Genomic DNA, 25,439 nt, shown 5'->3' with positions numbered 1-25,439 from the left:
CAGAACGGAGCGGTTCGTTACGAGCCGAACGACACCATGACGACCATCACCGAACGCCCCGAGGCAGCGACGCCTCGCACACCGCGCGGCGGCGCCTCGCGGAAGACGGCGAGCCGCAGGATGCGCCGCCGCAGCATCCTGATCGGCTGGAGCTTCATCCTGCCGAACTTCGTCGGCTTCGCGCTGTTCACCCTCATTCCCGTGATCGCAGCCTTCGTGCTGGCATTCATGAACTGGGATGCCTACAATCCGCCGACCTTCGCCGGCTTCCACAACTTCGTGCGGCTCTTCGGCGACGACAGCTTCCATGTGGCGCTGGGCAACACGCTGCTCTACGCGCTCGGGCATGTGCCCCTGACCCTGGCTATCTCGCTCGGGCTGGCCATCCTGCTGAACCAGAAGCTGCGCGGCATCGCGTTCTTCCGCGTCGCGATCTTCTTCCCCTACATCACCTCGCTCGTCGCGATCGCGATCGTGTGGAACATGCTGTTCGACCCCACGAGCGGCCCGATCAACCAGTTCCTGCACGCGATCGGCATCGCGAACGCGCCGGGCTGGACGTCGAGCACCGCATGGGCGCTGCCAGCGGTGATCATCACCAGCGTCTGGCGGGACATGGGCTACTACATGGTGCTGTTCCTCGCCGGACTCCAGGCCATTCCGAACGAGTACTACGAGGCCGCGGAGGTGGACGGCGCCGGCCGGTGGCGCAAGTTCTGGAGCATCACGCTTCCGTCGCTGCGGCCCACGACGTTCCTCGTGCTCGTGCTGCTCAGCGTGTCGAGCTTCAAGGTCTTCGACCTCATCTTCGTGATGACGCAGGGCGGGCCGGGCCGCGCGACTCTCGTGCTCTCCCAGCTCATCTACCAGGACGGCATCATCAACGGTCAATTCGGATACTCGTCCGCGATCTCGCTCGTGCTGTTCCTCATCGTGCTGATCGTGACCGTATTCCAGTTCCGCATCCAGCAGATCAGGGAGCGATGATGTCCACTCTCACCTCAGACCTCGCGCAGGAGCTCGAGACCGGGCGCACGCATCCGTCGGCGCGACCGCAGCGCGGCGGGAGGCGGAGCATCCGCTCCCGTCTCGGCAAGGTCGCGATGTACGTGCTGCTGGTCGTGCTGCTCGCGGTGGTGCTGCTGCCGTTCATCTGGATGCTCTCCTCGTCGTTCAAGCACGACAATGAGGTGCTCACGGTACCGATCCGCTGGATTCCGGAGACGTTCGTGTGGAGCAACTACGCACACATCTGGACGCAGATCCCGATGGCCGGCTACCTGATGAACTCGGCCATTCTCGCCGTCGTGATCACGTTCTTGCAGGTGCTCACCGGCAGCTTCGCCGCGTACGGGTTCTCGCGCATCCGCTTCCCGGGCCGTGACGCCCTGTTCCTCGCGTACATCGCAACCATCGCCGTGCCATGGCAGGCGTACATGATCCCGCAGTACGTCATGATGCAGAAGGCGGGGCTCACGAACACGTTCACGGCGCTCATCCTGCTGCAGGCCTTCGGCGCGTTCGGCGTGTTCCTGATGCGGCAGTACTACACGACGATCCCGGAGGAACTGAACGAGGCCGCGCGCATCGACGGTCTCAACGACTACGGAATCTGGGCGCGGATCATCCTTCCGCTCTCGAAACCCGCGCTCGCGTCGCTCGCGCTGCTCACGTTCGTGAACACGTGGAACGACTACATGGGCCCGTTCATCTACCTCTCGAGCAACCAGCTGTGGACGGTGCAGATCGGGCTGAGATCGTTCATCGGCCAGTACTCCGCGCAGTACGCCATGATCATGACCGGATCGGTGATCTCGATCATCCCGATCCTGGTCATCTTCCTGGCCGGTCAGCGGTACTTCATCAGCGGCATCGCGACGAGCGGAATGAAAGGATGACCGCCACTTCTCCCGGCGCTTCGCGTGTCGGCGACTCCTCGCATGCGCGCCGCCGGTTCTTCCAGCTCCGTCAGGAGACGATGGAGACGATCTTCGGGTACGCGTACGCGCTGCTCATGGTCGACGTGCTGCTCGTGGTGTTCAACCTGCCGCTTGCGGTCATGCTGTTCGTCACGGTGGACTCGCTGCAGTCGTGGCCGTTCTTCCTGCTGCTCTCGTTGTCTCTCGCGCCGTCTCTGGTCGGCGCATTCGAGGTGTTCCGTGCGATGAAGGACGAGGGGCGTCCGCGCCCGTTCGCAGCGTTCTGGCAGGGGTATCGGCGCCGCGGTGGGGCGGCGTTCTTCGTGGGGCTCGGCACTGCGGTGGTCGTCGCGATCGCGCTGTTCGACGGGACGGCGCTCGCCGGCACAGTGTGGGCGCCGCTGCTCGGGCCGCTGCTGGCCGTGCTCGGCATCGGGTCGGTCGCCGTTGCGCTTTTCGCACTGTCGGGACTGGTGGTCTATCCGTCGGCGTCGCTTCGCGCGCTGGCGAAGGCCTCGCTGTACCTGGCGGTGCGCCGCTGGTACTTCAGCGTCGTCGCGCTCGTGATGGTCGCGCTGATCGGCGCGGCGGTGCTTCTGCAACCGGTGCTGGGGGCGGCACTCGTGCCGGGCATCCTGCTGTACGCCGTGTTCGCGAACGCGCAGTACTCCTTCCACCGCGCCGTGGAGGCCGAGCGCGGCTGAGGCTCGCGCCGTGCCGTGCCGCTTCAGCCGCGAGCCACCCTCAAATACGCGGCAATCCGCGGGTGGCTGGGCAGCTTGAGGGTGGCTCGTCGAGGGACGACCCTGCCCTGTGCACAACAGCAATGCCCGGATCGTCTGCCCAACGGCCGCTCTCTCACCGAGCCACCCTCAGAATGCCGAGCCACCCCCATAGTTGCGGCTGGATGCGGGTGGCTCGGTGATATGGGGGTGGCTCGGCAGATCTGGGCGAGGGCGCGGACGCTGGGCAACCTGGGCGACCACGACCTGCGGCGGGGCGAGTAGCGACCACAGCGCGTCAATAGCGGCAGTGGACGTGGCGGCGCGCGTAGGCATGGGCTCGGCCGCCGTCAGGGCCCAGCGGTCGATCGTGGTGAGGGATGCGATCGCCCACTCGGACAGCAGGTCGGGCGGCAGATCGGAGCGGACGACGCCCACCGCGCGGCCTCTTTCCAGTGCTGCGCTGATCCACTTCATCACGCCGGAGCGCACCTCGGCGATGGCGCGCTGAGGCGACACGTCGACCGAGTTGTGGAACATCAGGCCGAGGTTCATCAGCTCGGGTTGGGCCGCTGCCAGCGCCTGGAAGCGGCTGAGCAGCGCGGTCAGCTCGGGGCGGAACGATGCCGCCGACAACGTCCCGAGCGCGGGCACGCGGATCTCGGTGAGAATGGCATTCGCCATCGTGCGCGTGACCCAGTCGTGCAGCGCCGCCTTGTCGGCGAACCGGTGGTAGAACGAGCTCTTCCCCATGCCGGCGCGGCTCAGGATGTCGTTGAGCGAGGCGCCCTCGAAGCCGTCGGCGGCGAACGCCTCGCCGGCGACGACGAGTAGCCGCTGTGATCGGGCGGGCTCGAGAGGGCGGGATGGACGAGGCATCCATTTCATCCTAAGATATTCGTGTACCAAGTGGTACACGAATACTGCAGGCGCTGGCGAAGCGCCGGAAGTGCGGGTGATGCATGGGCCAAACGGTGGTGGTGGCCGGAGCGACCGGATACGTCGGGAGGTACGTGGCGCAGGCGCTCGCGGCGCGCGGGCATCGGGTGCGCGCGCTCGTGCGATCCCGGGAGCGAGCTGAGCGACCGGGCGCGTTCGGCGCGCCATCCCTGGCGGGACACGTCGACGAGTGGCGTGTCGTCGACTACAGGCATCCGTCGAGCCTCGTCGATGTGACCGATGGCGCGGATCGCCTCGTCTCGGCACTCGGAGTCACGAGGCAGAAGGCGAGTCCGTGGGATGTCGACTACCTCGGCAATCTGCGCCTCCTGGAGGATGCCGAGCGGCACGGGCTGAAGTCGTTCGCCTACGTCAACGTGCTGCACAGCGACTCCGGCACGTCGCTCACGATGCGCTCGAAGTACGCGTTCTCGCAGGCGCTGATTCGCAGTGCGGTCGCGCCGCAGATCGTCAACCCGTCCGGATACTTCTCCGACGTCTCCGACTTCCTCCGGATGGCCCAGCGCGGCATCGGCTTCACCCTCGGCGCCGGCACCTCGAAGATCAATCCGATCCACGGCGCAGACCTCGCCGCGTTCATCGTCGAGAAGCTGACCGGCGAGGCCGGGATGTGGGATGTCGGTGGTCCAGACATCCTCAGCTACCGCCAGCTCGAGGAGCTCGTGTTCCGCATCGTGGGACGTAAGCCCCGCATCCTGCGGGTGGGCGATGGTGCGGCTCGCAGCCTCGAGTGGGCGGCGGATCGCGGCTCCCCGCGACTGGGAAACCTCACGCGGTTCTTCCTCGAGTCGCTCGCCGTCGACGCGGTGGGCGAGCCGTTCGGGGAACACCGCCTGGAGCCGTACCTGAGGTCGCTTGCCGCGGGTTGAACTCGTCGAAACCGGCGGTCCATGGGCATGACATCCGGCCCGAGACGGTTCGGATGCGTTCACCGGCGTTCGGTTCGGTGTGTGCCCGTTCGGGTGTGATCGGTCGCTTGCCGGTGGATGTTCGATCGGCTGAGACTTCGAGACGTTGCGGCGTCGGGGTCCGCAGCCTTCGTCAACGTCGATCGGAGTCACCATGCGCGGGCAGCGTTGGTCACGCATTCTCACTTCAGCCGGAGCGGCCGCCGTGATCGCGGTCGTCGCCGCCACCCTGTCGCCGGCGCAAAGGGCGGCTGCGGACACGCCATCCACGCCGCTGTCGTACACGATCGACGGAAGCCTCGCCGACACCAACCCCGGCGACGCGTGGAAGGGCTTCGGGGCCGTGACCGCGAACAACACGTCGCGGTACCTGCTCGACTACAAGGACGAGCATCCGAAGCAGTACTGGCAGATCATGAACGAGCTGTTCAACCCGGTCACCGGCATGGGGCTCACCCAGGTGAAGGTCGAGCTGGGAAGCGACGGCGACACCTCGTCGGGAACAGAGCCTGCCACGATGCGCACCGCCGACGACGTCGCCAACGTGCTGCGGGGTGCCGGTTTCCACTTCGCCGCCGACGCGAAGTCCATCAACCCGGCAGTGCAGGTGAGCCTGCTCAACTGGTCGCGCGCAGCGTGGATCACCACGAACGCCCAGCGCTTCCAGTGGTACAAGGACACGATCGACTCGGCGTACAAGACCTATGGTCTGGTCGTCAACTGGATCGACCCGAACACGAACGAGACCAGCGCCGACGTGCCCTGGATCACCTACTTCGCTCAGCAGCTGAAGGCGCAGACCGGCACCCCCTACGACTACTCCAAGATCAAGATCGCGATGGACGACTCGACCGGATCGTCGTCCACCACGATGGCGAACAATCTGCTCACCTTGATCGACCCGGGCACTCTCAGCGCAGCGCAGAAGGCGGCCGCGGCGACGCCTTCAGCCGACCCGCAGAAGGCCCTCGCACAGGCGCTCGACCCGGCGAACGCGAACACGCTGTGGACGACGAGCTACCCGAACGACGCGGACGGCGTCAAGGCGTACTACTACCGGGTCGCGAACCAGACCCTTCTGAGCCTGGTCAGCGCGCTCGCGCACCACTACGACATCTACACAGGCCCGGCCATGGCCATCCTCAACCGCACCTACGGCATGCAGATCTGGTACGCCGAAGGAGTCACCGGAATCGGCAACAGCGAGAGCGTTCAGCACCTCGGCCTGCAGGCGACCGGGCAGACGGCGATCGATGTGGCGAACCTGTTCATCAACAGCTACGCGGGCGAGGGCAACTCAACGCTGTCGGGCGGCTACCCGACCGATGTGAAGGATGCCCACCACACGCTCTACATGACGCAACCGGCTGTCGAGGCGTTCCCGCAGGGCACCACGTACAGCTCGAAGTCCGACATCACGGCGGATTCCCCGTGGTCCGGCACCTATACGAACCAGATCGGCTACTACATCACCCGGCAGCTGACCGCCTTCGCCAGCACCGGAACGGTCTCGAAGGCCCAGGTGAACCAGCCCGACGCCGTGCCGTCCGGAGCGTGGCAGTACGTCGATGGCGACGCTTCCCGCGGCACAGGACACGAGTCGAGCAACGCCATGTCGGGCAGCACAGCCGACCGCCTGACACTGGAGAACCGGCAGCACACGCAATTCTCGACCATCGTGACGAACAACAGCGACCAGCCGGCCACCTACACGGTCACGGTGAAGAATGTGAAGCTCGACACGAGCCGCCTGGCCGTCTACGAGACGGACTTCGCGAGCGGCGCCAAGACCGATTCGCACTGGTTCCAGCGCGATGACGACATCGCGTTGCCGGGCTCCGGCACGTTCACGTTCGCGATGGCGCCGTACTCGGTGAAGACCATCACGTCGCTGCCCGACAGCAAGCTGCCCGCCGCACACAAGCCGGGCAGCCACACGGGGCCGGAGGACGCGGGCGTGCTCGACTACCGGCACAGTCCGGCGCAGAAGATCGTGTACCAGGATGACTTCGAGTACGCCAAGGGATCGGCAGGCTACTCGTCCGCCTACGCGCCGCAGAGCACCTCGTGGGACTACACGCGGTGCGAGGCGACGAACACCGACACCTCGGCCAACGCGTGCTCGCCGACCGGACCGAAGCTCTCCTACCTCGATCGCCGCGGCAACACCCCGCGGTACAGCAACGACATGAACGGTGCCTTCGAGGTGAACAACGCCGGGCGCGGTCACGCGCTCGTGCAACAGCTCACCTACGACCAGATTCCGGGCGCGTGGAACCCGGGGCCGCCGGAAACCCTCATCGGCGACGACAAGTGGGCGAACTACACCGCCAGCGCCGACGTGCAGTTCGACACCACGACACCGGCAAGCGCGTCGTACAAGAACTACGTCGGCATCGGGGGTCGCTCCAATCGGGCGGGCAACGGTTTTCTCCTGTTGCTGCAGGCCGACGGCGACTGGGGCATCATGCAGGATGCCGGGAACGCAGGCAGCATCGGCAACGGCGTGATCACCGCCTCCAACTCCCTGGCCCACGGGTTCATCACCGGCTTCGACCCGGCGAAGAAGCACACCGTTGGCCTGACGATGAAGGGCCAGACGGTCGTCGCATCCGTGGACGGCAAGACGCTCGCGCAGTGGACGGCGACCGGGGCGAACGTGCCGATGTCGGGCCGGGTTCACCTCGTGAGCGGCTGGTACCGCAACGCGTTCGACGACCTCACGGTGTCGGCCGTGCGCGGCTATACGGCGACGCTGACGAAGTACATCGACGACGGCGACAACGCGACGACGTACTCCGGAACGTGGCAGCACAGCCTAGGGAGCTCGAGCATCCTCGACCGCACGCAGTCCGTCGCCTCCGCCGGCGCCAGCGTCACAGTGCCGTTCACCGGTACCGGCTTCGTGCTCGACGCCGGCAGTGCGCAGAGCGACCACATCGACGTGAAGGTCGACGGGCACGCGGTCGCCACCGATGTGGCGGAGTCCACGAAGTCGCCCCGCGAGTCCGGATACCGTCTGACGGGTCTGCGGAACGGCCGGCACACGGTCACCATCACCTCGGTCGACGGCGGGTTCGGGCTCGATGCCGTGGGTGTCTACGGTGCGGTTACGCCGGGCGTCGACCGCGGGAATCTGGCCGCGCTGATCGCGAAGTATGACCGCCAGCACCTGACGGCATCCGACTACTCGGCAGACAGCTGGGGGGCGTACTCGGCGGCGCTGGCCACCGCGAAAACGGTGCTCCACGACTCCGCCGCGGATCAGGATGCCATCGACACGGCGGCGAGCGCGCTGCAGTCCGCGCACGAAGGACTCCAGGCGCTGGCGTTGCAGTCGATCAAGGACAGCTACGTCACCTCTCAGGTCGGCATAGCGCCCACGCTGCCGGCAACCGTCACACCGGTGTACGGAACGGGACCAGGAACCGCCGTGCCGGTCACCTGGGACCTCGACGGCATCGACTGGAACTCCGCGGGAACCCACACCGTCTTCGGCCACGGAACAGACGGCGACGGGCAGCCGTTCGCCACAGCGAAGGCCGTCGTCACGGTCGACGCGGTTACGGCGGTCGACCCGTCGTCGGTGACCGTGCCGGCCGGCACCTCCGTCTCCGCCGTCGTCGGCGATCTTCCGGCGACCGTGAAGGGTCAACTCGGCATGACATCCGATCGTCTGTCACTGCCGGTCACCTGGAACCCGCAGGCGATCACGGCCACGCAGCTTGCGGCATCCGGCAGCTTCACGGTCGACGGCACGGCGAAGGTCGCCGGCGGCGCGAGCCTTCCTGCGGCGCTGACTGTGATCGTGGTGGGTCAAAGCGAACAAGACGTTTGCACGCTCGACAAGGGCGTCACCGTCTCCGCTACGTACACCGAACCCGGGTACTCGGCGGCCGCGACCTGCGACGGCGACACGTCCAGCAGCAAGCGCTGGTCCGACTGGGTCTCCGGCGACCGCTCGTCCGACTCGCTGACATACGGCTTCACCCACGACTACACGATCAGCAGCATCACCGTGTACTCGTCGGAGAAGGCGGCGACGTCGTTTACTGTGCAGTACCAGGATGCCGGCGGCGCCTGGGTCGACACCGACGCGGGAACGACAACCGGTCTCAGTGCTGCCGCACCGTCGACGGCGACGTTCTCACCCGTGACGACGGACGGCATCCGGGTGGTCTTCGCCTTCTCGCCCGCCGGCTACACCAAGATCAACGAGGTGCAGATCTTCGGCCTCGCCACCCAACCGTCGTCGGTCGACACACTCGGTGAGCTCGAGGTGAACAATGCGGGCATCGCCGGTTTCGCGGCAGGCACCAACGGCTACACCGTGCAGGTCGACTCGCTCGCTGCGCTCCCGACGGTTTCGGCGCTGCCGACCGACCAGAACGCCGCCGTCGCGATCTCGCAGGCAAGCCTCGCGTCCCCCGTCGCCACCGTGACGGTCACGGCCGCGGACGGGTCGACGAACACCTACACGGTGGCGTTCACGTCGAAGCAGTCGCCGGACTACGTGTACTACATCGACAGCGGCGCCACCCGATCGGATGCCTACGACGCGATCGCGGCGCAGAGTCACCTGCTCAACGCGGTGCCCGACCAGGCGTACGTGCCGGGATCCTCGACCTGGGGATACGACACGGCTGATCCTGCGGCGGTGACCGGATCGCCCAGCGATCCGCAGAGCTCGTATCGGTCGACGAACGACTATTACTTGACGCTGCCCGCAGGCACGTATCAGGTCAGCGTCGGATACGCCTCCGATCACGCGGTCACCGCCCTGAGCACGGTGTACGACGACTCAGGAACGGCACTCGCGCCGACGGTGTCGACGCAGATCGCCGCAGACAGCACGCCCACAGCGACCAGCACGATCACGCTCGACCGGTCCGCCACCGTGGCGCTGAACACCGCACCGGCGAGCGGCAGCACACTGCCGCGCATCGCGTGGGTCTCCGTCGTCGTGGCTCCGCCGGCACCGGCGCTGAAGTCGATCACGGTCACCCCGCCCGCGACCGACCACTTCACCCAGGGACAGCCGGTGCTGCTCACCGGAACGAAGGTGACCGCGCGGTTCGCGGACGGATCGACATCCGACGTCACAGCGGATGCGGTGTACGCACCGTTGCACGATCTCTCGAGCCCGGGCGTGAAGACCGGCACGGTGAGCTACTCGAGCGGCGGCACCACCGTGCACGCCACGTTGCGGGTGCGCATCGACCGCTGACGGGAGGGCCGGCGCGCGGGGCCGGTCGAGGCATCCGCCGAGCTGCCGGGCCCTTCCGGCGATCCAGGACGCCCTGCCGCCCGTCCACCCGCATAGTGCCGAGCCACCCGCGTAGTTGCGGCAGGATGCGGGTGGCTCGACAACATGCGGGTGGCTCGCGGAGAAGGGAGGTGCTAGCCGAGCAGCCAGGCCGCAGCGTTGCGCAGGATCGCTCGGTGCTCGGGGGAGTCGTACGATGCGGCGTCGTGCCCGAGCGCGTCGTAGACGACGCGCGCATCCCCATGGCGGTGCGCCCACAGCACCGGATGCCTGCTGCCCTCGAACTCGTGCCAGGCGAGTTGCCGCGAACGCGGCGAGATCCGCAGCTTCGAGTAGCGCTCATCGTGCAGTTCGAAGTCGCGGATGCCGGCGGTGATCGGGAGGGCATCCGTCGCCACCTCGATGTGAGCGAGCGAGTAGGGCGGATGCATGCTGGTGCCGCGCACCCAGATGCCGCCGAGAATGGATTCCCACTCCGGCATATAACCGAAACTGGTGCTCGACACGTGGAGTGCGAGCACCGGACGACCCCTGCCCACGTGCGCGAGCAGGCCGTCGCGGGTGGCGGCATCCGCATTCGAGAGCGGTTGCGGCTCGCGCTCATCCGAGGCCTCCACCACCGCGCGCTCCTCCGGGGTGCGGCCGGCGCCCACGTTGAGCACGAGAAGGTCGAGGTCGTTCGCAGGCTCGGCGAGCGAGGCGAGGCGCACATCCACGTCTTCGGCGACAGTCACCGCGTGGCCGGCTTCACGGAACACGTCCGCGACTCGGGCCGAGGTTTCGGCGAACGGATGCCACGGGTCGGCGTATCGATCGCTTCCGCAGACGACGAGAATGTTCGCGCTCATGGAGCCTCCTGCTCTGCACCGACCTGCTCTGCACCGACCTGCTCTGCACCGACCGCTGCTCGACACGAGTCGCTGCGGAACGGCACCGGTGTCTGCGTCCCACTCGCTGCCCATCGGTACCGGTGCGTCCAACCTGCTGCCCGAACCCGCCCGCCGGCGTCAACCGGCTTGCGCGGCTCGCGAGTCAGCCTATGCTAGACCGGCAACCGCTTTCCTGTGCCCTATGCGGGGCTAGACCGACCGGGGGCTGAGTGCACGGGACGCACCCTGCGACCTGACGACGCCAGGCGCGAGACGGGAATCGAGAAGCGGCATCCGACGAAGGGACAGAGCATGACGACGGCGTCCGCAGCCACCAGACGACTCACCTCGGACCAGCGCAGCGCGTTCGCCGCGTCGCTACTCGGCTGGATGATGGATGCCTTCGACTACTTCATCGTCGTGCTCGTGTACGCGGACATCGCCGCCGAGTTCCACGTGACGTTGGAGCAGATCGCGTTCCTCACCACGATCACGCTCGTCATGCGTCCGGTCGGCGCGTACCTCTTCGGGCTCTGGGCCGACCGGGTCGGGCGGCGCATCCCGTTGATCGTCGACGTGTGCTTCTACTCGCTCGTCGGATTCCTCTGCGCGTTCGCACCGAACTTCACGGTGCTGTTCATCCTGCGGCTGCTCTACGGCATCGGCATGGGCGGCGAGTGGGGCCTGGGCGCCGCGCTCACGATGGAGAAGGTGCCGCGCGAGCGTCGCGGATTCTTCTCGGGCATCCTGCAGGCCGGATACTCGGCTGGATACCTGCTGGCCGCTCTCGCCTTCTTGCTGGTGCACTCGGCCCTCGGCCTGAACTGGCGCTGGCTGTTCGTGCTCAGCATCGTTCCCGCGCTGATCAGCCTGATCATCCGCACGCGCGTGAAGGAGTCGGAGGTGTGGGAGACGACCCGCGACCGCATGCAGAAGAAGAACACGTCGATCAAGGCCGTGTTCTTCAACGCCAAGGTGGTCCGCCGCTTCGTGTACCTCGTGCTGCTCATGGCGGCCTTCAACTGGATGTCGCACGGCACGCAAGACATCTACCCGACGTTCCTGAAGTCCACCGGGAACGGCGGCGCGGGCCTCGACGCGGCGACGGCAGGCTGGATCGCCGTGGTCTACAACATCGGCGCCATCGTCGGATGCATCGTGCTCGGCTCGCTCTCGGACCGCTGGGGACGCAAGGCCACGATCATCCTCGGGGCGGTACTCACCCTGCCGATCATCCCGATCTTCGCGTTCTCACACACCGCCGGGCTGCTGTGCCTGGGATCCGCACTCATCCAGTTCACGACGCAGGGCGCATGGGGCGCCATTCCGGCGCACCTCAACGAGATGTCGCCGAACGCGATCCGCGGGTTCTACCCGGGCGTGACGTATCAGCTCGGCAATGTGATCGCGGCGTTCAACCTGCCCATCCAACAGTCGCTGGCCGCGCACATCGGCTACCCGTGGGCGATGACCATCACGGTGGCCGGCGCGGCGATCGCGGTCATCCTGCTCACGGCGTTCGGCACGCACGCGAAGGGTGTCGACTTCAACGCCGAGGAACCGGATGCCGTGGCCGCGGGCGCTGCGGTACGCCCCGCCGAAGCCTGAGCCGCGCTCGCGGCCTGAGCCGCGCTCACAGCCTGAGCACGATCGGAGAAGCATCGGGTGCAGGGCACGCATAGCCTGGGCACCATGAACGCGACCACGTCCACGATCTCGGCGCAGGCATCCGACTCTGCACTGCCGCACGAACCCTCGGTGACCGCCGACACGCACGACACCATCCGGGTGCATGGCGCACGCGAGAACAACCTGAAGAACGTCGACGTCGAGCTGCCCAAGCGCAAGCTCACGGTGTTCACCGGGGTGTCGGGATCCGGCAAGAGCTCCCTGGTGTTCGCGACGATCGCGGCGGAGTCGCAGCGACTCATCAACGAGACCTACAGCGCGTTCGTGCAGGGCTTCATGCCGTCGCTCGCGCGCCCCGACGTCGACGTGCTCGAGGGGCTCACCACCGCCATCACCGTCGACCAGGAGCGCATCGGATCGGACCCGCGCTCCACGGTCGGCACCGCGACAGACGCCAACGCGATGCTGCGCATCTTGTTCAGCCGGCTCGGGGAGCCGCACATCGGATCGCCGCAGGCGTACTCGTTCAACGTGGCCTCCGTGAGCGGCAGCGGCGCCGTCACGATCGACCGCGCACAGGGCGGTCAGACCAAGGAGCGCCGCAGCTTCAGCATCACCGGCGGTATGTGTCCGCGGTGCGAGGGCCGCGGCACCGTGCAGGACTTCGACCTCACCCGGCTCTACGACGCCGGCAAGTCGCTCGACGACGGCGCGCTGCTCGTGCCGAACCACACGCGGGACAGCTGGTACGTGCGCATCTACCGCGAATCCGGCTTTCTCGACCCGGCCAAGCCGATCGCGAAATACAGCAAGCGCGAGCTGAACGACCTGCTCTACAGGGATCCGACGCGTATCAAGGTCAACGGCATCAACGTCTGGTACATGGGGCTGATCCAGCGCATCCAGCAGTCGTTCCTCTCCAAGGATCTCGACGCGATGCAGCCGCACATCCGCGCGTTCGTCGAGCGCGCGATCACGTTCGGCACGTGCCCGGAGTGCGGTGGGACGCGCCTGAACGAGGGCGCTCGGTCGTCCAAGATCGACGGGGTCAGCATCGCGGATGCCTGCGGCATGCAGATCACGGACCTCACGGAGTGGGTGCGCGGCCTCGTCACCCGCGCGACCGGATCCACCGGCTCCGGCGCTGGTGACGCCGCCACCGCAGCCCCCGCCGACCCGGAAGACGACACCCGGTTCCGCCCGATGGCACCTCTGCTCAAATCCCTCTTGCACCTGCTCGAGTCGTTCGTCGAGATAGGACTCGGGTACCTGTCGCTCGACCGCTCATCCGGCACGCTCTCCGGCGGCGAGGCGCAGCGCACCAAGATGATCCGCCACCTCGGCTCTGCGCTCACCGACGTGACCTACGTGTTCGACGAGCCGAGCATCGGCCTGCACCCGCACGACGTGCAGCGCATGAACCGGCTGCTCTTGCGGCTGCGCGACAAGGGCAACACGGTGCTCGTCGTCGAGCACAAGCCGGAGCTGATCGAGATCGCCGACCATGCGGTCGACCTCGGGCCCGGAGCCGGAGCGGCAGGCGGATCCATCTGCTTCGAGGGAACGGTCGACGGTCTTCGGGCCAGCGACACGGTCACCGGCCGCCATCTCGGCGACCGGGCGCGGCTCAAGGAGTCGGTGAGGCGGGCATCCGGTGCTCTCGAGGTGCGCGGAGCGAACACGCACAACCTGCAGAACGTCGACGTCGACATCCCGCTCGGCGTGCTCGTGGTCGTCACGGGCGTGGCGGGTTCGGGAAAGAGCTCGCTCATCACGGGTTCCGTGTCGCCGCGCGAGGGCGTCGTGACGGTGGATCAGACCCCGATCAAGGGTTCGCGGCGCAGCAATCCGGCGACGTACACCGGGCTGCTCGACCCCATCCGCAAGGCATTCGCGAAGGCGAATGGGGTGAAGCCGGCGCTGTTCAGCTCGAACTCGGAGGGCGCTTGCCCGGTCTGCAACGGCGCTGGCGTGATCTATACCGACCTCGGCATCATGGCGACGGTGCAGACCACGTGCGAGGAGTGCGGCGGCAAGCGCTTCAGTGCCGAGGTACTCGAGTACACGCTGGGTGGCAAGAACATCAGTGAAGTGCTCGGGATGTCGGTGCTCGAGGCGCGCGAGTTCTTCTCCGCGGGGCCGGCGCGAACCCCGGCGGCAGCGGCCATCCTCGACCGGCTCGCGGATGTCGGCCTCGGCTACCTCACGATCGGCCAGCCGCTCACGACCCTCTCCGGCGGAGAGCGGCAGCGGCTCAAGCTCGCCACGCACATGGGGGAGAAGGGCGGCGTGCTCATCCTCGACGAGCCCACGACCGGACTGCACCTCGCGGATGTCGAACAGCTCCTCGCCCTGCTCGACCGGCTCGTCGACAGCGGCAAGTCGGTGATCGTCGTCGAGCATCACCAGGCCGTGATGGCCCATGCAGACTGGATCATCGACCTCGGACCGGGCGCCGGCCACGACGGCGGCCGCATCGTGTTCGAGGGTTCGCCGGCGGACCTCGTCGCCGGCCGCTCTACGCTGACCGGCGAGTACCTCGCGGAATATGTAGCCGGCTGAGTCGATGTAGGGCGCATCCCTCCGCCGACGGGGGGCACGAAGTCGACGAGCGAGCACGTTGCGGGCGTCCGTTGTGTGGTCGCTCGACGGCCGCGTGCTCGCTCGACCGCCGCGTGCTCGGTCGATGACATCGGCCCGACGCGCCGGTTCGTCCGGCGTGACCGCCAAGAACCGTGACCCCTAACAACGTTGTCGTGCGCGGCGCAAGCTGGTATCGTCTCGGTAAGCGCTTTCCAAGGCGAAATCCGTAGACGGTACGACGAAAGAGAACCACGGTGTCAGAGTCGACAATCGGCATCATCATGAACGGCGTCTCCGGGCGCATGGGCTATCGGCAGCACCTTGTGCGCTCGATCCTCGCCATCCGTGAGCAGGGCGGCGTCGAGCTGTCCGACGGGAGCCGCGTGCAGGTCGAGCCGCTGCTGGTCGGCCGCAACGAGGCGAAGCTCGCCGAGCTCGCCCAGTGCCACGGGCTGGAGCACTACACGACCGACCTCGATGCGGCACTCGCGGATGACCGGTGGCAGGTGTACTCGGACTTCCTCGTGACGAAGGCACGGGCATCCGCTCTGCGTAAGGCGATCGCCGCTGGGAAGGCCATCTACACCGAGAAGCCCACGGCCGAGACGTTCGAGGAGGCGCTCGAGCTCGCCCGTCTGGCCGACGAGGCCGGCGTGAAGAACGGCGTCGTGCACGACAAGCTCTACCTGCCCGGTCTGCGCAAGCTGCGCCGGCTGATCGACTCCGGCTTCTTCGGACGCATCCTCTCGGTGCGCGGAGAGTTCGGCTACTGGGTCTTCGAGGGCGACTGGATGCCTGCCCAGCGGCCGAGCTGGAACTACCGCACCGAAGACGGCGGCGGCATCATCGTCGACATGTTCCCGCATTGGAACTACGTGCTGGAGTATCTTTTCGGCCGCGTGGAGTCCGTGTACGCGCGGGCGGTCACGGAGATCCCGGAGCGCGTCGACGAGCAGGGGCACCGGTACAAGGCGACTGCGGATGACGCGGCCTACGCGGTCTTCGACCTCGCCGGCGGCATCACGGCCCAGCTCAACTCGAGCTGGACGACGCGCGTGAATCGTGACGAGCTGGTCGAGTTCCAGGTGGACGGCACGCTGGGCAGCGCCGTCGTCGGGCTGTTCGGCTGCAAGATCCAGCCGCGGAACGCGACGCCGCGGCCCACGTGGAACCCGGACATCCCCGACACCCACGACTACGCGAGCGACTGGCACCAGGTGCCAGACACCGAGGTGTTCGAGAACGGCTTCAAGGTGCAGTGGGAGGAGTTCATCCGCCACATCGCCGAGGACGCGCCGTTCCCGTACGACCTGCTCTCCGGAGCGCGCGGCGTGCTCATGGCGGAGAAGGGACTGGAGAGCTCCGCGACCGGTGCGCGTGTGGACATTCCGGCCGTCACCCCGGAGAGCCTGCGCGAACTGGCAGGAGTCGTGCGATGACCGACCTGCTGCTCGTCGCATCCGACGGGACGCTGCGCACCGAGCCGCTCGTGGAGCACGAGGCGACGCTGCCGCCCGCCACGCCGCTCAAGTCGCGAGTCGCGTATGCCGCGGCCCACGTCATCCCGAAGCCAAATGCCGAGAACGTGCCAGGTGCGCCAGCAAACCTCGACTGGGATGCGACGCTCGCGTTCCGGCATCACGTGTGGTCGCAGGGTCTCGGCGTGGCGGACGCGATGGACACGGCGCAGCGCAACATGGGGCTGGATGCCGCGGCGACGCGGGAACTGATCGCTCGCAGTGCGAAGGAGGCGGCATCCGTCGGCGGTGCGCTCGTCGTCGGGGTCAACACTGACCACGTCGACGACGAGGTGATCCCGCTCGACGCCGTGATCGATGCCTACCTGCAGCAGCTGCAGTCCACCGAGGATGCCGGTGCCGGCGTCGTGCTCATGGCCTCGCGTCACCTCGCGCGTGCCGCGCAGTCGCCGGCGGACTACGAGCGCGTCTACAACGCCGTGCTGCAGCGCGCGAGCGGCCCGGTCGTGCTGCACTGGCTGGGGGAGGCGTTCGACCCGGTGCTGAAGGGATACTTCGGCGACACGTTCGAGGTGGCGGCCGACACGCTCATCCGCATCATCGAGGCGAACGGCGACAAGGTCTCCGGCGTGAAGATGAGCCTGCTGGATGCCGATGCCGAGATCTCCGTGCGATCCCGCCTCCCCGAGACCGCCACGATGTTCACCGGCGACGACTTCAACTACGTCGACCTGATCGCCGGTGACGGCAGCGAGCGTCCCGGCCACTACTCGAACGCCCTGCTCGGCGCCTTCGCCGCGATCGCACCTGTCGCGTCCAGGGCCATCCGCGCGCTCGACGACGGCGACCCGGATGCCTACCAGCGCATCCTGCGCCCCACCGAGGCGCTCAGCCGGCAGGTGTTCGCCGCTCCGACGTTCTACTACAAGACCGGCGTCGCGTTCCTCAGCTGGCTGAACGGGCACCAGGAGTCGTTCACGATGGTGGGCGGCCTTCACTCGGCGCGCAGCCTTCCGCATCTCTCCGAGATCGTGCGGCTGGCGAACACGTCGGGTGCGCTCGAGCGGCCCGAGCTCGCCGCGGCGCGGTGGAGCGGGCTGCTGGCGCTGAACGGGATCGTCGCCAGCGACGTGACGCGTGCCGAACCGGCCGTGCGCCTGGGGAGCGAAGCCGATGCCGGGGGGAGAGCGGGTTTCGGCGGGCTCAACGAGCAGGAGACGCTGAACGAGCAGGAGACGCTGAACGAGCAGGGGATCCTCAACGAGCAGGAAGCCGGGAGCGGCCGATGAACGCGCATCCCCGGTTCTCGCTCAACCAGGCGACGATCAAGCATGCGTCACTCGCCGAAGCGATCGCAGTGACGCAGGGCGCCGGCATCCAGAGCATCGGAGTCTGGCGGGAGCCTGTCGCCGACATCGGACTGGATGTCGCCACCCGCCTCATCGCCGACTCCGGCCTGCGCGTCTCCAGCATGTGCCGCGGCGGGTTCTTCACGGCCTTCGAAGGCCCGGAACGTCGCGCGGCACTGGATGACAATCGCCGCGCGATCGAGGAGACGGCCGCGCTCGCGGCGGCCGGAGCGGTCGGTTCCGCTGCCGTGCTCGTGCTCGTTGCCGGCGGCCTGCCGCACGGATCCCGCGACCTGGCGGGGGCCCGCGAGCGTGTCCGCGATGCACTGGGTGCGCTCGAGCCGTTCGCGGCATCGGCTGGGGTCACGCTCGCCGTCGAGCCGCTGCATCCGATGTTCGCGGCCGACCGTGCCGTGGTCTCCACGCTGGGTCAGGCGGTCGACCTCGCGGTCGAGGCCGGCCCGTCGGTCGGTGTCGTCGTGGACACGTATCACGTGTGGTGGGACCCGGAGGTGATCGCGCAGATCGAGCGCGCCGGGCGCCTGGGCCGCATCGCGTCGTACCAGGTGTGCGACTGGCTGACACCGCTGCCCGCCGATGTGCTGCTGGGCCGCGGCATTCCGGGTGACGGTCATATCGACTTCACGCCGCTGACTCGCGCGGTCGACGATGCCGGGTACGTCGGTGACATCGAGTGCGAGATCTTCAATGCGGAGATCTGGAGCCGGCCCTTCACCGAGGTCGCCGCTGAGGTCTCCTCGGCCTTCAGCCGTGTGGTGGCAGCACAGCTCGATCCGGTCGGCTGAATTGCGGGGAATGCGCCGCCCCAACCGCGATGCGAGAGTTGACGCATGCGCGTCGTGATCGCCCCCGATTCGTTCAAGGGCTCCGCCTCGGCTGTCGAGGTGTGCCAGGCCGTCGCCGCCGGCTGGCGCGAAATTCGGCCGGACGACGAGCTCATCGAACTGCCGATGGCGGACGGCGGAGAGGGAACGCTCGACGCGTTCCTGGTCGCTGTACCGGGCGCGCACCGCGTTCCCGTGCGTGTCACGGGGCCGGACGGCCGCGTGGTGAACGCATCCTGGGTGCTCTTGCCGGCGACGCCCGAGCTGCCGGGGGGAACAGCGGTGGTCGAGCTCGCCGAGACGAGCGGTCTGCCGCTCATGGGGCGTCTGGATGCGTTGAACGCCCACACGCTCGGTTTCGGCCAGGCGATCGCCGCGGCCCTGGACCACGGCGTGTCGAGGCTGCTGCTCGGTATCGGCGGGAGCGCATCCACCGATGGCGGAGCCGGACTGCTGGTAGCGCTCGGCGCCCGGCTGCTCGATGCCGAGGGGCTGTCGGTGCTGCTGGGCGGGGGCTCGCTCTCCGCGGTGGCCGCTGTCGACCTCGGAAAGCTGCGTGCTCTGCCGCCCGGCGGGGCGCTCGTGCTCAGTGACGTGACGAATCCCTTGCTCGGCCCCAGCGGTGCGGCGAATGTCTTCGGTGAGCAGAAGGGAGCGGATGCCGCCCAGCGCGCCGTCCTCGACGTCGCCCTCGCGAGCTGGTCGCGTGTGCTGCACGACGCGGGCGTCTCGATCGATCCCTCGACTCCCGGGGCCGGTGCCGCCGGCGGGACCGGCTTCGGTCTGCTCGCCTGGGGCGCGACGCTCGTCTCCGGTGCCTCGACGATCGGCGACGCGATCGGACTCGATGCCGCTCTCGTCGGCAGCGACCTGGTCATCACGGGCGAGGGACGCTACGACGCGCAGACCGATTCTGGCAAGGCGCCGGCGATTGTCGCCGCGAAAGCCAGAGCTGCCGGGGTCCCGGTGGCGCTGATCGCAGGGTCTCTGGCGGCGCACCCCGGCTCCTTCGCGGCGTCGTGTTCGTTGGCCGAGCTGGCCGGCGGAGTCGCTGACGCGATGGCGCAGCCCGCCGCGTGGATGCGCCGAGCCGGCAGCGTGCTGGCAGCAGCGAGCCCGGAGATTCCCGGTTCGGGCCAGTATCGCTCTGCTCACTGACTGTCATTGGATGTGTGAATACGAGGGCTTTGTGCCATTGCGCACCGGGCTGGGCTGGTTCAATGGTGAACCTGTCCGTGACCGTTCACGATCATTCGAAGCCGGTGTTGCCAGGTGATCCTGCCCTGATTCGTCAGCGTCGGCGATCTTGCGATATGTGGCACGGATCGCCGATAGGCGACCCTTTGCGTCGCCGCTGATCCTTCGTCCCGAGCCGGAGCCTCGTCCCGGCTCATATCTCATCACCTCTGTTCTGCGCGGCTGTCGTTGCCGCGCCCGTGATCCACTCGCCATGGGAGTGCTCTTGTCTCCGTCCACACGTGAGATCCCCACCGTCGCGCCGAGACGTTCAGTGCGACGCCGCACTGCAAAACGCAGGGCGGACATCATCCACCGCTCGCTCGACGACGGTCGGGCCGTCGACGAACGACGATCGGTGTCGCCCGCCACGGGCCGACCGGTGTCCACGCCATCCCGCTCCGGAGCCGCAGACGGACCAGCGTCGGGGTCGCGGCGCAGCGCCGACGACCGTTCGGCGGGGGCGGAGTGGCGCCGGCGCATCCTGCCGCTGCTCCTCAGGCACAAGGGGATCGTGGGGACGGCGATGGGCCTCGCCGGGGTGTACGCGGTCCTCGTCTCGATGCTGCCGTGGATCCAGCAGGTCATCGTGGACGACGCGATAGTGAGCCACAATGTGCCCATCGTGCCGTGGCTCATCGTGATGGCGGCCGTCGGGATCGTGGTCCTCGGTCTGTCGCTGTCCTGGCGCTACCTCGGAGCCAAGGCGTCATACGTCGTGCAATACGACATGCGCAACAGCATGTACGACGCCCTGCAGAAGCTCGACTTCGCCGGTCATTCGCAGCTGCAGAGCGGTCAGCTGGTGTCGCGCGCCAGTTCCGACCTGCTGTGGGTGCAGATCCTCATCGGGTGGATCCCGCAGCTGGTTGCGACGGTGTCCGGCGCCCTCGTCTCCGTTGTCGTGATGATCAGTCTTTCGCCCGTTCTCGCCGTGATCGTCGTGGCGATCATCGCGGGCGTCTTCGTCGTCACGCAGCGCATGCGCCGCAACGCCCACGCCGCAGGATGGCAGGCGCAGCAGCTCGAGGCCGACATGACGACCCAGGTGGAGGAATCCATGACGGGGGTGCGGGTGGTGCGCGGGTTCGGGCAGGAGGCGCAGGAGAGCGGACGCCTCCACGCGGCGCTTCGGGACATGTTCCACGCGCGGGTTCGAGCGGTGCGCCTGCGCGCCCCGTTCTCGGCTTCCCTCGCGACGGGCCCGCAACTGGGTATCGCCGTGATCCTGCTGGTCGGCGGCGTCTTCGTGCTGATGGGCGACATCCAGGTGGGCGTGTTCCTGGCCTTCACCGGTTATCTCACGGGACTCGCGGGATCTGCACAGACCGCGGGCATGGTGCTCAGCAACCTGCCGCAATGTCAGGCTGCGATCGAGCGGATCGGGCAGGTGCTCGACCTGCGGCCGACCATGGCCGAGGCCGAAGAGCCGATCTCACCCGAGCGATCCGACGGCGATATCGTCTTCGACGACGTCGAGTTCCGCTATGACGGCGATGACGATCGTGCAGTGCTCGACGGCTTCAGCATGCGCGTGAGGCCGCGCGAGTCCGTGGCACTGGTTGGCACGATCGGGTCGGGCAAGTCGACGCTCATCCATCTCATCCCGCGGTTCTACGACGTGCAGGGCGGGAGCGTGCGTGTGGGCGGCGTTGACGTGCGCGACCAGCCCATCGCCGAGCTGCGGTCGCGTGTCGGCGTGGTGTTCGAGAACAGCTTCCTGTTCTCCGACACGATCGCGGCGAACATCTCCTACGGTGCTCCGGATGCCACGCCCGACGACATCCGTCGTGCCGCCCGTGCCGCCATGGCGCACGACTTCATCATGGAGACACCCGACGGCTACGACACGGTCATCGGCGAGCAGGGCATGACACTCTCCGGCGGTCAGCGGCAACGCGTCGCGCTCGCGCGGGCCATCCTGACCGATCCCGAGATCCTGCTGCTCGACGATGCGACCAGCTCGGTCGACGTGAGCGTCGAGCGCGAGATCCACGCCAACCTCGGCCCGTTCCTCGAGACGCGAACGACGATCATCATCGCCTACCGGGAGTCCACGGTGCTCATGGCCGATCGCGTCGTGCTGATGGATGCCGGCCGCCTGGTCGACACAGGAACCCACGACGAGCTCTTCGAACGCAGTCCGCTCTACCGCGAACTGTTCGGCGACCTCGCCTCTGACGACGACCCGAACGCGGGCGCGCTGCTCGGCCAGGCGCGCTCCGGTGAGTTCCAGGCGACGGAGGCGGCGTGGCATCCGTCGCGTCCGTCCACTCCCGGTCTGCTGGATCTCAGCACGTCACCGGCCGTGCAGGCCCGCATCGCCGCGCTGCCGGAGTTCGACGACAGGCCGGGTGTCGACATGGCCGCTGAGGCGGACAATCGGGAACCGTTCCGGCTCGCCCGATTCCTGCGGCCATACAGCAAGGGGTTCGCGATCGGCCTCGTGTTCGTCGTGATTCAGGTGCTCATCGGACTCGTCAACCCGCTGGTCATCAGGCAGGGCGTCGACTCCGGCATGCTCGGCAGGTCCGTGCCCGCGCTGCTCGTGGTGTTCGGCATCGCCGTGTTGCTGACCGTCGCGCTGTTCTTCGACCAGAAGAATGCGCAGCTGTGGACGCAACGCACGTCGGAGCGGCTGCTTCTCGCCATGCGCACCCGCGTGTACGGGCAGTTGCAGCGGCTGGGCATCGACTTCTACGACCGCACCCAGACCGGGCGCATCATGACCAGGATGACGTCCGACATCGACTCGATCGGGCAGCTGTTCCAGACCGGCGTGATCAACCTGGTCATGGCCGTGCTCACCTTCGCCGGTATGTCCGTGGTGGTCACGGTGCTCGACTGGCGGCTCGCGCTCGTCGTGTTGTGCGTCATCCCGCTGGCCGCGCTGGTCACGTGGTGGTACCGGCGCATCGCGTCGGTCGCGTACGACGAACTGCGCGAGCGGGCATCGATGCTGAACACGAACCTCGCAGAGTCGATGGCGGGCATCCGGGTCACCCAGGCGTACCGCAGGGAGGGCCGCAACCTCGCCGACTTCGCCGCCCTTGGGCGCCAGTTCATCTGGTGGGCGCAGCGCAGTGCGTTCGCGAACGCTCTTTACGTGGCATCCGTCGAGTTCCTCTCCACCGCAGCGACGGTCGCCGTGCTCGGTGTCGGGTTCCTGCTCATCTCCATGGGCGGGCTGGGCATCGGCACGCTGCTCGCGTTCCTGCTCTATCTGGCCCAGGTGTTCGCGCCCGTGCAGCAGATGTCGACGGTGTTCGACGCCTATCAGCGCGCCAGGGCGGGACTCGTGCGCATCCGGGAGTTGCTCGCCCTGCCATCGTCGACGCCCGAGGCTGCGGATGCGCGGCCGGTCGACCGACTCCTCGGCGACATCCGCCTCGAAGGCGTCCGGCTGCGGTACGCGGGAACGAGGACGGATGCCCTGAGTCGGGTGGACCTCCACATCCCCGCCGGGCAGCGGGTGGCGTTCGTCGGCCAGACGGGTGCCGGAAAGTCGACGACCATCAAGCTGGTGACCCGGTTCTACGACCCGACGGAGGGGCGGATTCTCGTCGACGGTCGCGACCTCGAGACCCTCGACTCGGCCGCCTACCGGCATCGGCTCGGCTATGTGCCGCAGGAGCCGTTCCTGTTCACGCGGTCTGTGCGCGACAACATCGCCTACGCGGTTCCCGATGCCAGCGATGCAGAAGTCGAGGCCGCCGCCCGCATCGTGGGCGCACACGAGTTCATCTCACGCCTGCCGGGCGGCTATCACGAGATCGTGACAGAACGCGGGCGCTCGCTGTCCAACGGTCAGCGTCAGCTGATCTGCCTGGCCAGGGCGCTCATCGTCGACCCGAGGATCCTGATCCTCGATGAGGCGACGTCCAACCTCGACCTCTCCAGCGAGCGCCGTGTCGACCGGGCCATGCGACTCATTGCGAAGGGCCGAACCACCCTCGTGGTCACGCATCGGCCGCAGTCGTTGCACTGGGTGCAACGCGTGCTGGTGGTAGCAGGTGGCCGCATCGTCGACGACACCACGCCCGACGACTACTTGGAGCGGATGCTCGAGCTGGCGGAGGCCTAGGCCTGCACGTCGCCGGCGTAGCGCTCGTACTGCTCGCGGATGACGGGCCGGAAGTCCGGCTTCGGCTCGGCCACCACCTCGAGAGGCCACTCCGGCCGCGTGCCCGTGAGCACCCACGCCGCCTGCACGGCGGCTCCGTTCGCCACGTATTCTCCGGGCGCGGGAACGACGACCGGTGCGTCGAATACCTGCGACGCCACGACCTGCACTGCTGGGTTGAGGGCGGCGCCGCCGACCAGCAGCAGACGCTGCTCGCGCACACCGACCGCGCGAACGGCATCCAGCCCGGCGGCGAGCCCGCTGAGCATGCCCTCCACGGCGGCACGCGCCAGGTTCTCCCGACGGCTCGAAGCGATCGACAGCCCGTGAATGCTCGCCTTCGCATCTGGGAGATTCGGCGTGCGCTCTCCTTCGAAGTACGGGACGAGCACGACGCCCTCTGCACCGGCCGGTGCTCGAAGGGCGAGGTCTGCGAACTCCTCGAAGTCCACGTCGAGCAGGTCGGCGACGGTGCCGAGCACGCGGGCAGCGTTCAGAGTGGCGACGAGCGGCAGGAAGCGGCCGGAGGCATCCGCGAACCCGGCGACCGACCCGCTCGGGTCGGGTGTCGATACATCGGTCACCGCGAACACCGTGCCGCTCGTGCCGAGCGAGACGACCACATCACCCGATGCAGCCCCCAGTCCGAGCGCCGCCCCGGCGTTGTCCCCCGCGCCCGGACCCACCACGAGACCGGCGCGCACGGCGACAACCCCGTGCTGCTCCGCGGTCATGCCCGCCGAATCGCCGGGACCGAGCACGCGTGGCACGACGACGGCCTCGCGCGCCGAGTCGTCGGCCGGGATCTCGCTGCCCGACGGTGCACCCGCTGTACCTGCGAATCCGTCGGAGTCGACGCCGGTGGCCGTCCGACCCGGTCGACCCAGCGCCGTCTCGAAGAGGCCGAGGTCGTAGTCCTCCGCGGAGGGCGACCAGTACGCGGTTCCCGACGCATCCGACCGGTCGGTGACGAGGGCGTCGAGCTGCGGGCCGAGCGGTGACTCGTCTGCCGGCCCGTACCCGAGCAGACGCCAGGTGAGCCAGTCGTGCGGCAACGCGACCGCCGAGACGCGCGCCGCGTTCTCGGGCTCGGCATCGCGCAGCCAGCGCAGCTTCGTCGCCGTGAAGGATGCCACCGGCACCGACCCAGCGCGCCGCGCGTACTCCGCCGCGCCCACTTCGTCTGTCAGCGAGGCCGCGGCACCGGCGCTGCGGGTGTCGTTCCAGAGCAGTGCGTTGCGGATGACACGACCCTTGGCATCCAGTACCACCATGCCGTGCTGCTGTCCACCGATCGAGATCGCGGCGACGTCGTCGAGTCCGCCGGCATCCGCGATCGCCGCGCCCAGCGCCGACCACCACGCGGCCGGATCGACCTCGGTGCCGTCCGGATGCGACGCTCGGCCCGAGCGCACCAGCGCGCCGGTCTCGAGGTCGCGGATCACGACCTTGCAGCTCTGCGTCGAGGAGTCGACGCCCGCGATCAGTGTCATGGGGTTCCCTTCGTGCGAGTGTGCGCACATTCAGGCTGTCAGGCGAGGCGAAGGGCAGG

15 protein-coding genes are annotated in these 25,439 nt (G+C 67.9%); 12 read left to right on the top strand and 3 right to left on the bottom strand.

The window, feature by feature from the left end; translation table 11 throughout:
• The first annotated feature begins 36 nt into the window (after positions 1 to 36).
• The 3 genes from ACYVI5_RS13675 to ACYVI5_RS13665 are packed head-to-tail and all read left to right on the top strand — an operon-like array spanning position 37 to position 2,623.
• Entirely contained in the window at positions 37 to 987 is a 951-nt protein-coding gene (locus ACYVI5_RS13675) for a carbohydrate ABC transporter permease (protein ID WP_460534238.1), read from the top strand.
• The gene (locus ACYVI5_RS13670) at positions 987 to 1,898 is read left to right on the top strand and encodes a carbohydrate ABC transporter permease (protein WP_460580684.1); all 912 of its coding nucleotides are present in this window, start codon (positions 987 to 989) and stop codon (positions 1,896 to 1,898) included. The genes ACYVI5_RS13675 and ACYVI5_RS13670 overlap by 1 nt, the downstream gene beginning before the upstream one ends.
• The gene (locus ACYVI5_RS13665; RefSeq protein ID WP_460580683.1) at positions 1,895 to 2,623 is read left to right on the top strand and encodes a YesL family protein; all 729 of its coding nucleotides are present in this window, start codon (positions 1,895 to 1,897) and stop codon (positions 2,621 to 2,623) included. The genes ACYVI5_RS13670 and ACYVI5_RS13665 overlap by 4 nt, the downstream gene beginning before the upstream one ends.
• A 168-nt stretch (positions 2,624 to 2,791) precedes the next feature.
• Here the strand turns inward: ACYVI5_RS13665 and ACYVI5_RS13660 are convergent, their stop codons facing one another.
• Positions 2,792 to 3,520: a TetR/AcrR family transcriptional regulator gene (locus ACYVI5_RS13660; protein ID WP_460580682.1), complete on the bottom strand. Its 729-nt coding sequence runs from the start codon at positions 3,518 to 3,520 to the stop codon at positions 2,792 to 2,794.
• Between the two features lie 83 nt (positions 3,521 to 3,603).
• Between ACYVI5_RS13660 and ACYVI5_RS13655 the strand changes: the two genes are divergently transcribed.
• Positions 3,604 to 4,470 (top strand): SDR family oxidoreductase, encoded by an 867-nt coding sequence (locus ACYVI5_RS13655; RefSeq protein ID WP_460580681.1) that lies wholly within the window; start codon positions 3,604 to 3,606, stop codon positions 4,468 to 4,470.
• Positions 4,471 to 4,663: 193 nt separating this feature from the next.
• Positions 4,664 to 9,736 carry an Ig-like domain-containing protein gene (locus ACYVI5_RS13650; protein WP_460580680.1) on the top strand — a complete coding sequence of 1,691 codons (5,073 nt, stop codon included), beginning with the start codon at positions 4,664 to 4,666 and terminating at the stop codon, positions 9,734 to 9,736.
• A 173-nt stretch (positions 9,737 to 9,909) separates the two neighbouring features.
• On the opposite strand, the gene ACYVI5_RS13645 is transcribed toward ACYVI5_RS13650, so the two are convergent.
• Positions 9,910 to 10,623 carry a ThuA domain-containing protein gene (locus tag ACYVI5_RS13645; protein ID WP_460580679.1) on the bottom strand — a complete coding sequence of 238 codons (714 nt, stop codon included), beginning with the start codon at positions 10,621 to 10,623 and terminating at the stop codon, positions 9,910 to 9,912.
• A 333-nt stretch (positions 10,624 to 10,956) separates the two neighbouring features.
• On the opposite strand from ACYVI5_RS13645, the gene ACYVI5_RS13640 reads away from it, so the two are divergent.
• The 7 genes from ACYVI5_RS13640 to ACYVI5_RS13610 all read left to right on the top strand — a co-directional run bounded on the left by ACYVI5_RS13640 (position 10,957) and on the right by ACYVI5_RS13610 (position 23,848).
• Entirely contained in the window at positions 10,957 to 12,252 is a 1,296-nt protein-coding gene (locus ACYVI5_RS13640) for an MFS transporter (protein ID WP_460580678.1), read from the top strand.
• Between the two features lie 84 nt (positions 12,253 to 12,336).
• Entirely contained in the window at positions 12,337 to 14,835 is a 2,499-nt protein-coding gene (locus tag ACYVI5_RS13635; RefSeq protein ID WP_460580677.1) for an ATP-binding cassette domain-containing protein, read from the top strand.
• A gap of 302 nt (positions 14,836 to 15,137) precedes the next feature.
• Complete coding sequence (locus ACYVI5_RS13630; protein WP_460580751.1) at positions 15,138 to 16,295, top strand: Gfo/Idh/MocA family protein; 1,158 nt, start codon at positions 15,138 to 15,140, stop codon at positions 16,293 to 16,295.
• Entirely contained in the window at positions 16,292 to 17,623 is a 1,332-nt protein-coding gene (locus ACYVI5_RS13625; RefSeq protein WP_460580676.1) for a dihydrodipicolinate synthase family protein, read from the top strand. Before ACYVI5_RS13630 ends, ACYVI5_RS13625 begins: the two co-directional genes overlap by 4 nt.
• On the top strand, positions 17,620 to 18,489 hold the full coding sequence (locus ACYVI5_RS13620) for a sugar phosphate isomerase/epimerase family protein (RefSeq protein WP_460580675.1): 870 nt from the start codon (positions 17,620 to 17,622) through the stop codon (positions 18,487 to 18,489). The genes ACYVI5_RS13625 and ACYVI5_RS13620 overlap by 4 nt, the downstream gene beginning before the upstream one ends.
• Before the next feature lie 45 nt (positions 18,490 to 18,534).
• Positions 18,535 to 19,686 carry a glycerate kinase gene (locus tag ACYVI5_RS13615; RefSeq protein ID WP_460580674.1) on the top strand — a complete coding sequence of 384 codons (1,152 nt, stop codon included), beginning with the start codon at positions 18,535 to 18,537 and terminating at the stop codon, positions 19,684 to 19,686.
• Positions 19,687 to 20,146: 460 nt separating this feature from the next.
• Entirely contained in the window at positions 20,147 to 23,848 is a 3,702-nt protein-coding gene (locus ACYVI5_RS13610; RefSeq protein ID WP_460580673.1) for an ABC transporter ATP-binding protein, read from the top strand.
• Here the strand turns inward: ACYVI5_RS13610 and ACYVI5_RS13605 are convergent.
• Positions 23,845 to 25,380: a xylulokinase gene (locus tag ACYVI5_RS13605; protein WP_460580672.1), complete on the bottom strand. Its 1,536-nt coding sequence runs from the start codon at positions 25,378 to 25,380 to the stop codon at positions 23,845 to 23,847. The two genes, ACYVI5_RS13610 and ACYVI5_RS13605, sit on opposite strands and share 4 nt — an antisense overlap.
• Positions 25,381 to 25,439: the final 59 nt, after the last annotated feature.

Source organism: Humibacter ginsengisoli (assembly GCF_054780095.1).
The sequence above is the reverse complement of the archived record's forward strand: the minus strand, read 5'-3'. Positions and strand labels throughout refer to the sequence as shown.

Excerpts from the sequence above, each read along its gene's own strand:
- ACYVI5_RS13675 (WP_460534238.1), top strand. The coding sequence starts at position 37 with ATGACGACCATCACCGAACGCCCCGAGGCAGCGACGCCTCGCACACCG.
- ACYVI5_RS13670 (WP_460580684.1), top strand. The coding sequence starts at position 987 with ATGTCCACTCTCACCTCAGACCTCGCGCAGGAGCTCGAGACCGGGCGC.
- ACYVI5_RS13665 (WP_460580683.1), top strand. The coding sequence starts at position 1,895 with ATGACCGCCACTTCTCCCGGCGCTTCGCGTGTCGGCGACTCCTCGCAT.
- ACYVI5_RS13660 (WP_460580682.1), bottom strand. The coding sequence starts at position 3,520 with ATGCCTCGTCCATCCCGCCCTCTCGAGCCCGCCCGATCACAGCGGCTA.
- ACYVI5_RS13655 (WP_460580681.1), top strand. The coding sequence starts at position 3,604 with ATGGGCCAAACGGTGGTGGTGGCCGGAGCGACCGGATACGTCGGGAGG.
- ACYVI5_RS13650 (WP_460580680.1), top strand. The coding sequence starts at position 4,664 with ATGCGCGGGCAGCGTTGGTCACGCATTCTCACTTCAGCCGGAGCGGCC.
- ACYVI5_RS13645 (WP_460580679.1), bottom strand. The coding sequence starts at position 10,623 with ATGAGCGCGAACATTCTCGTCGTCTGCGGAAGCGATCGATACGCCGAC.
- ACYVI5_RS13640 (WP_460580678.1), top strand. The coding sequence starts at position 10,957 with ATGACGACGGCGTCCGCAGCCACCAGACGACTCACCTCGGACCAGCGC.
- ACYVI5_RS13635 (WP_460580677.1), top strand. The coding sequence starts at position 12,337 with ATGAACGCGACCACGTCCACGATCTCGGCGCAGGCATCCGACTCTGCA.
- ACYVI5_RS13630 (WP_460580751.1), top strand. The coding sequence starts at position 15,138 with ATGAACGGCGTCTCCGGGCGCATGGGCTATCGGCAGCACCTTGTGCGC.
- ACYVI5_RS13625 (WP_460580676.1), top strand. The coding sequence starts at position 16,292 with ATGACCGACCTGCTGCTCGTCGCATCCGACGGGACGCTGCGCACCGAG.
- ACYVI5_RS13620 (WP_460580675.1), top strand. The coding sequence starts at position 17,620 with ATGAACGCGCATCCCCGGTTCTCGCTCAACCAGGCGACGATCAAGCAT.
- ACYVI5_RS13615 (WP_460580674.1), top strand. The coding sequence starts at position 18,535 with ATGCGCGTCGTGATCGCCCCCGATTCGTTCAAGGGCTCCGCCTCGGCT.
- ACYVI5_RS13605 (WP_460580672.1), bottom strand. The coding sequence starts at position 25,380 with ATGACACTGATCGCGGGCGTCGACTCCTCGACGCAGAGCTGCAAGGTC.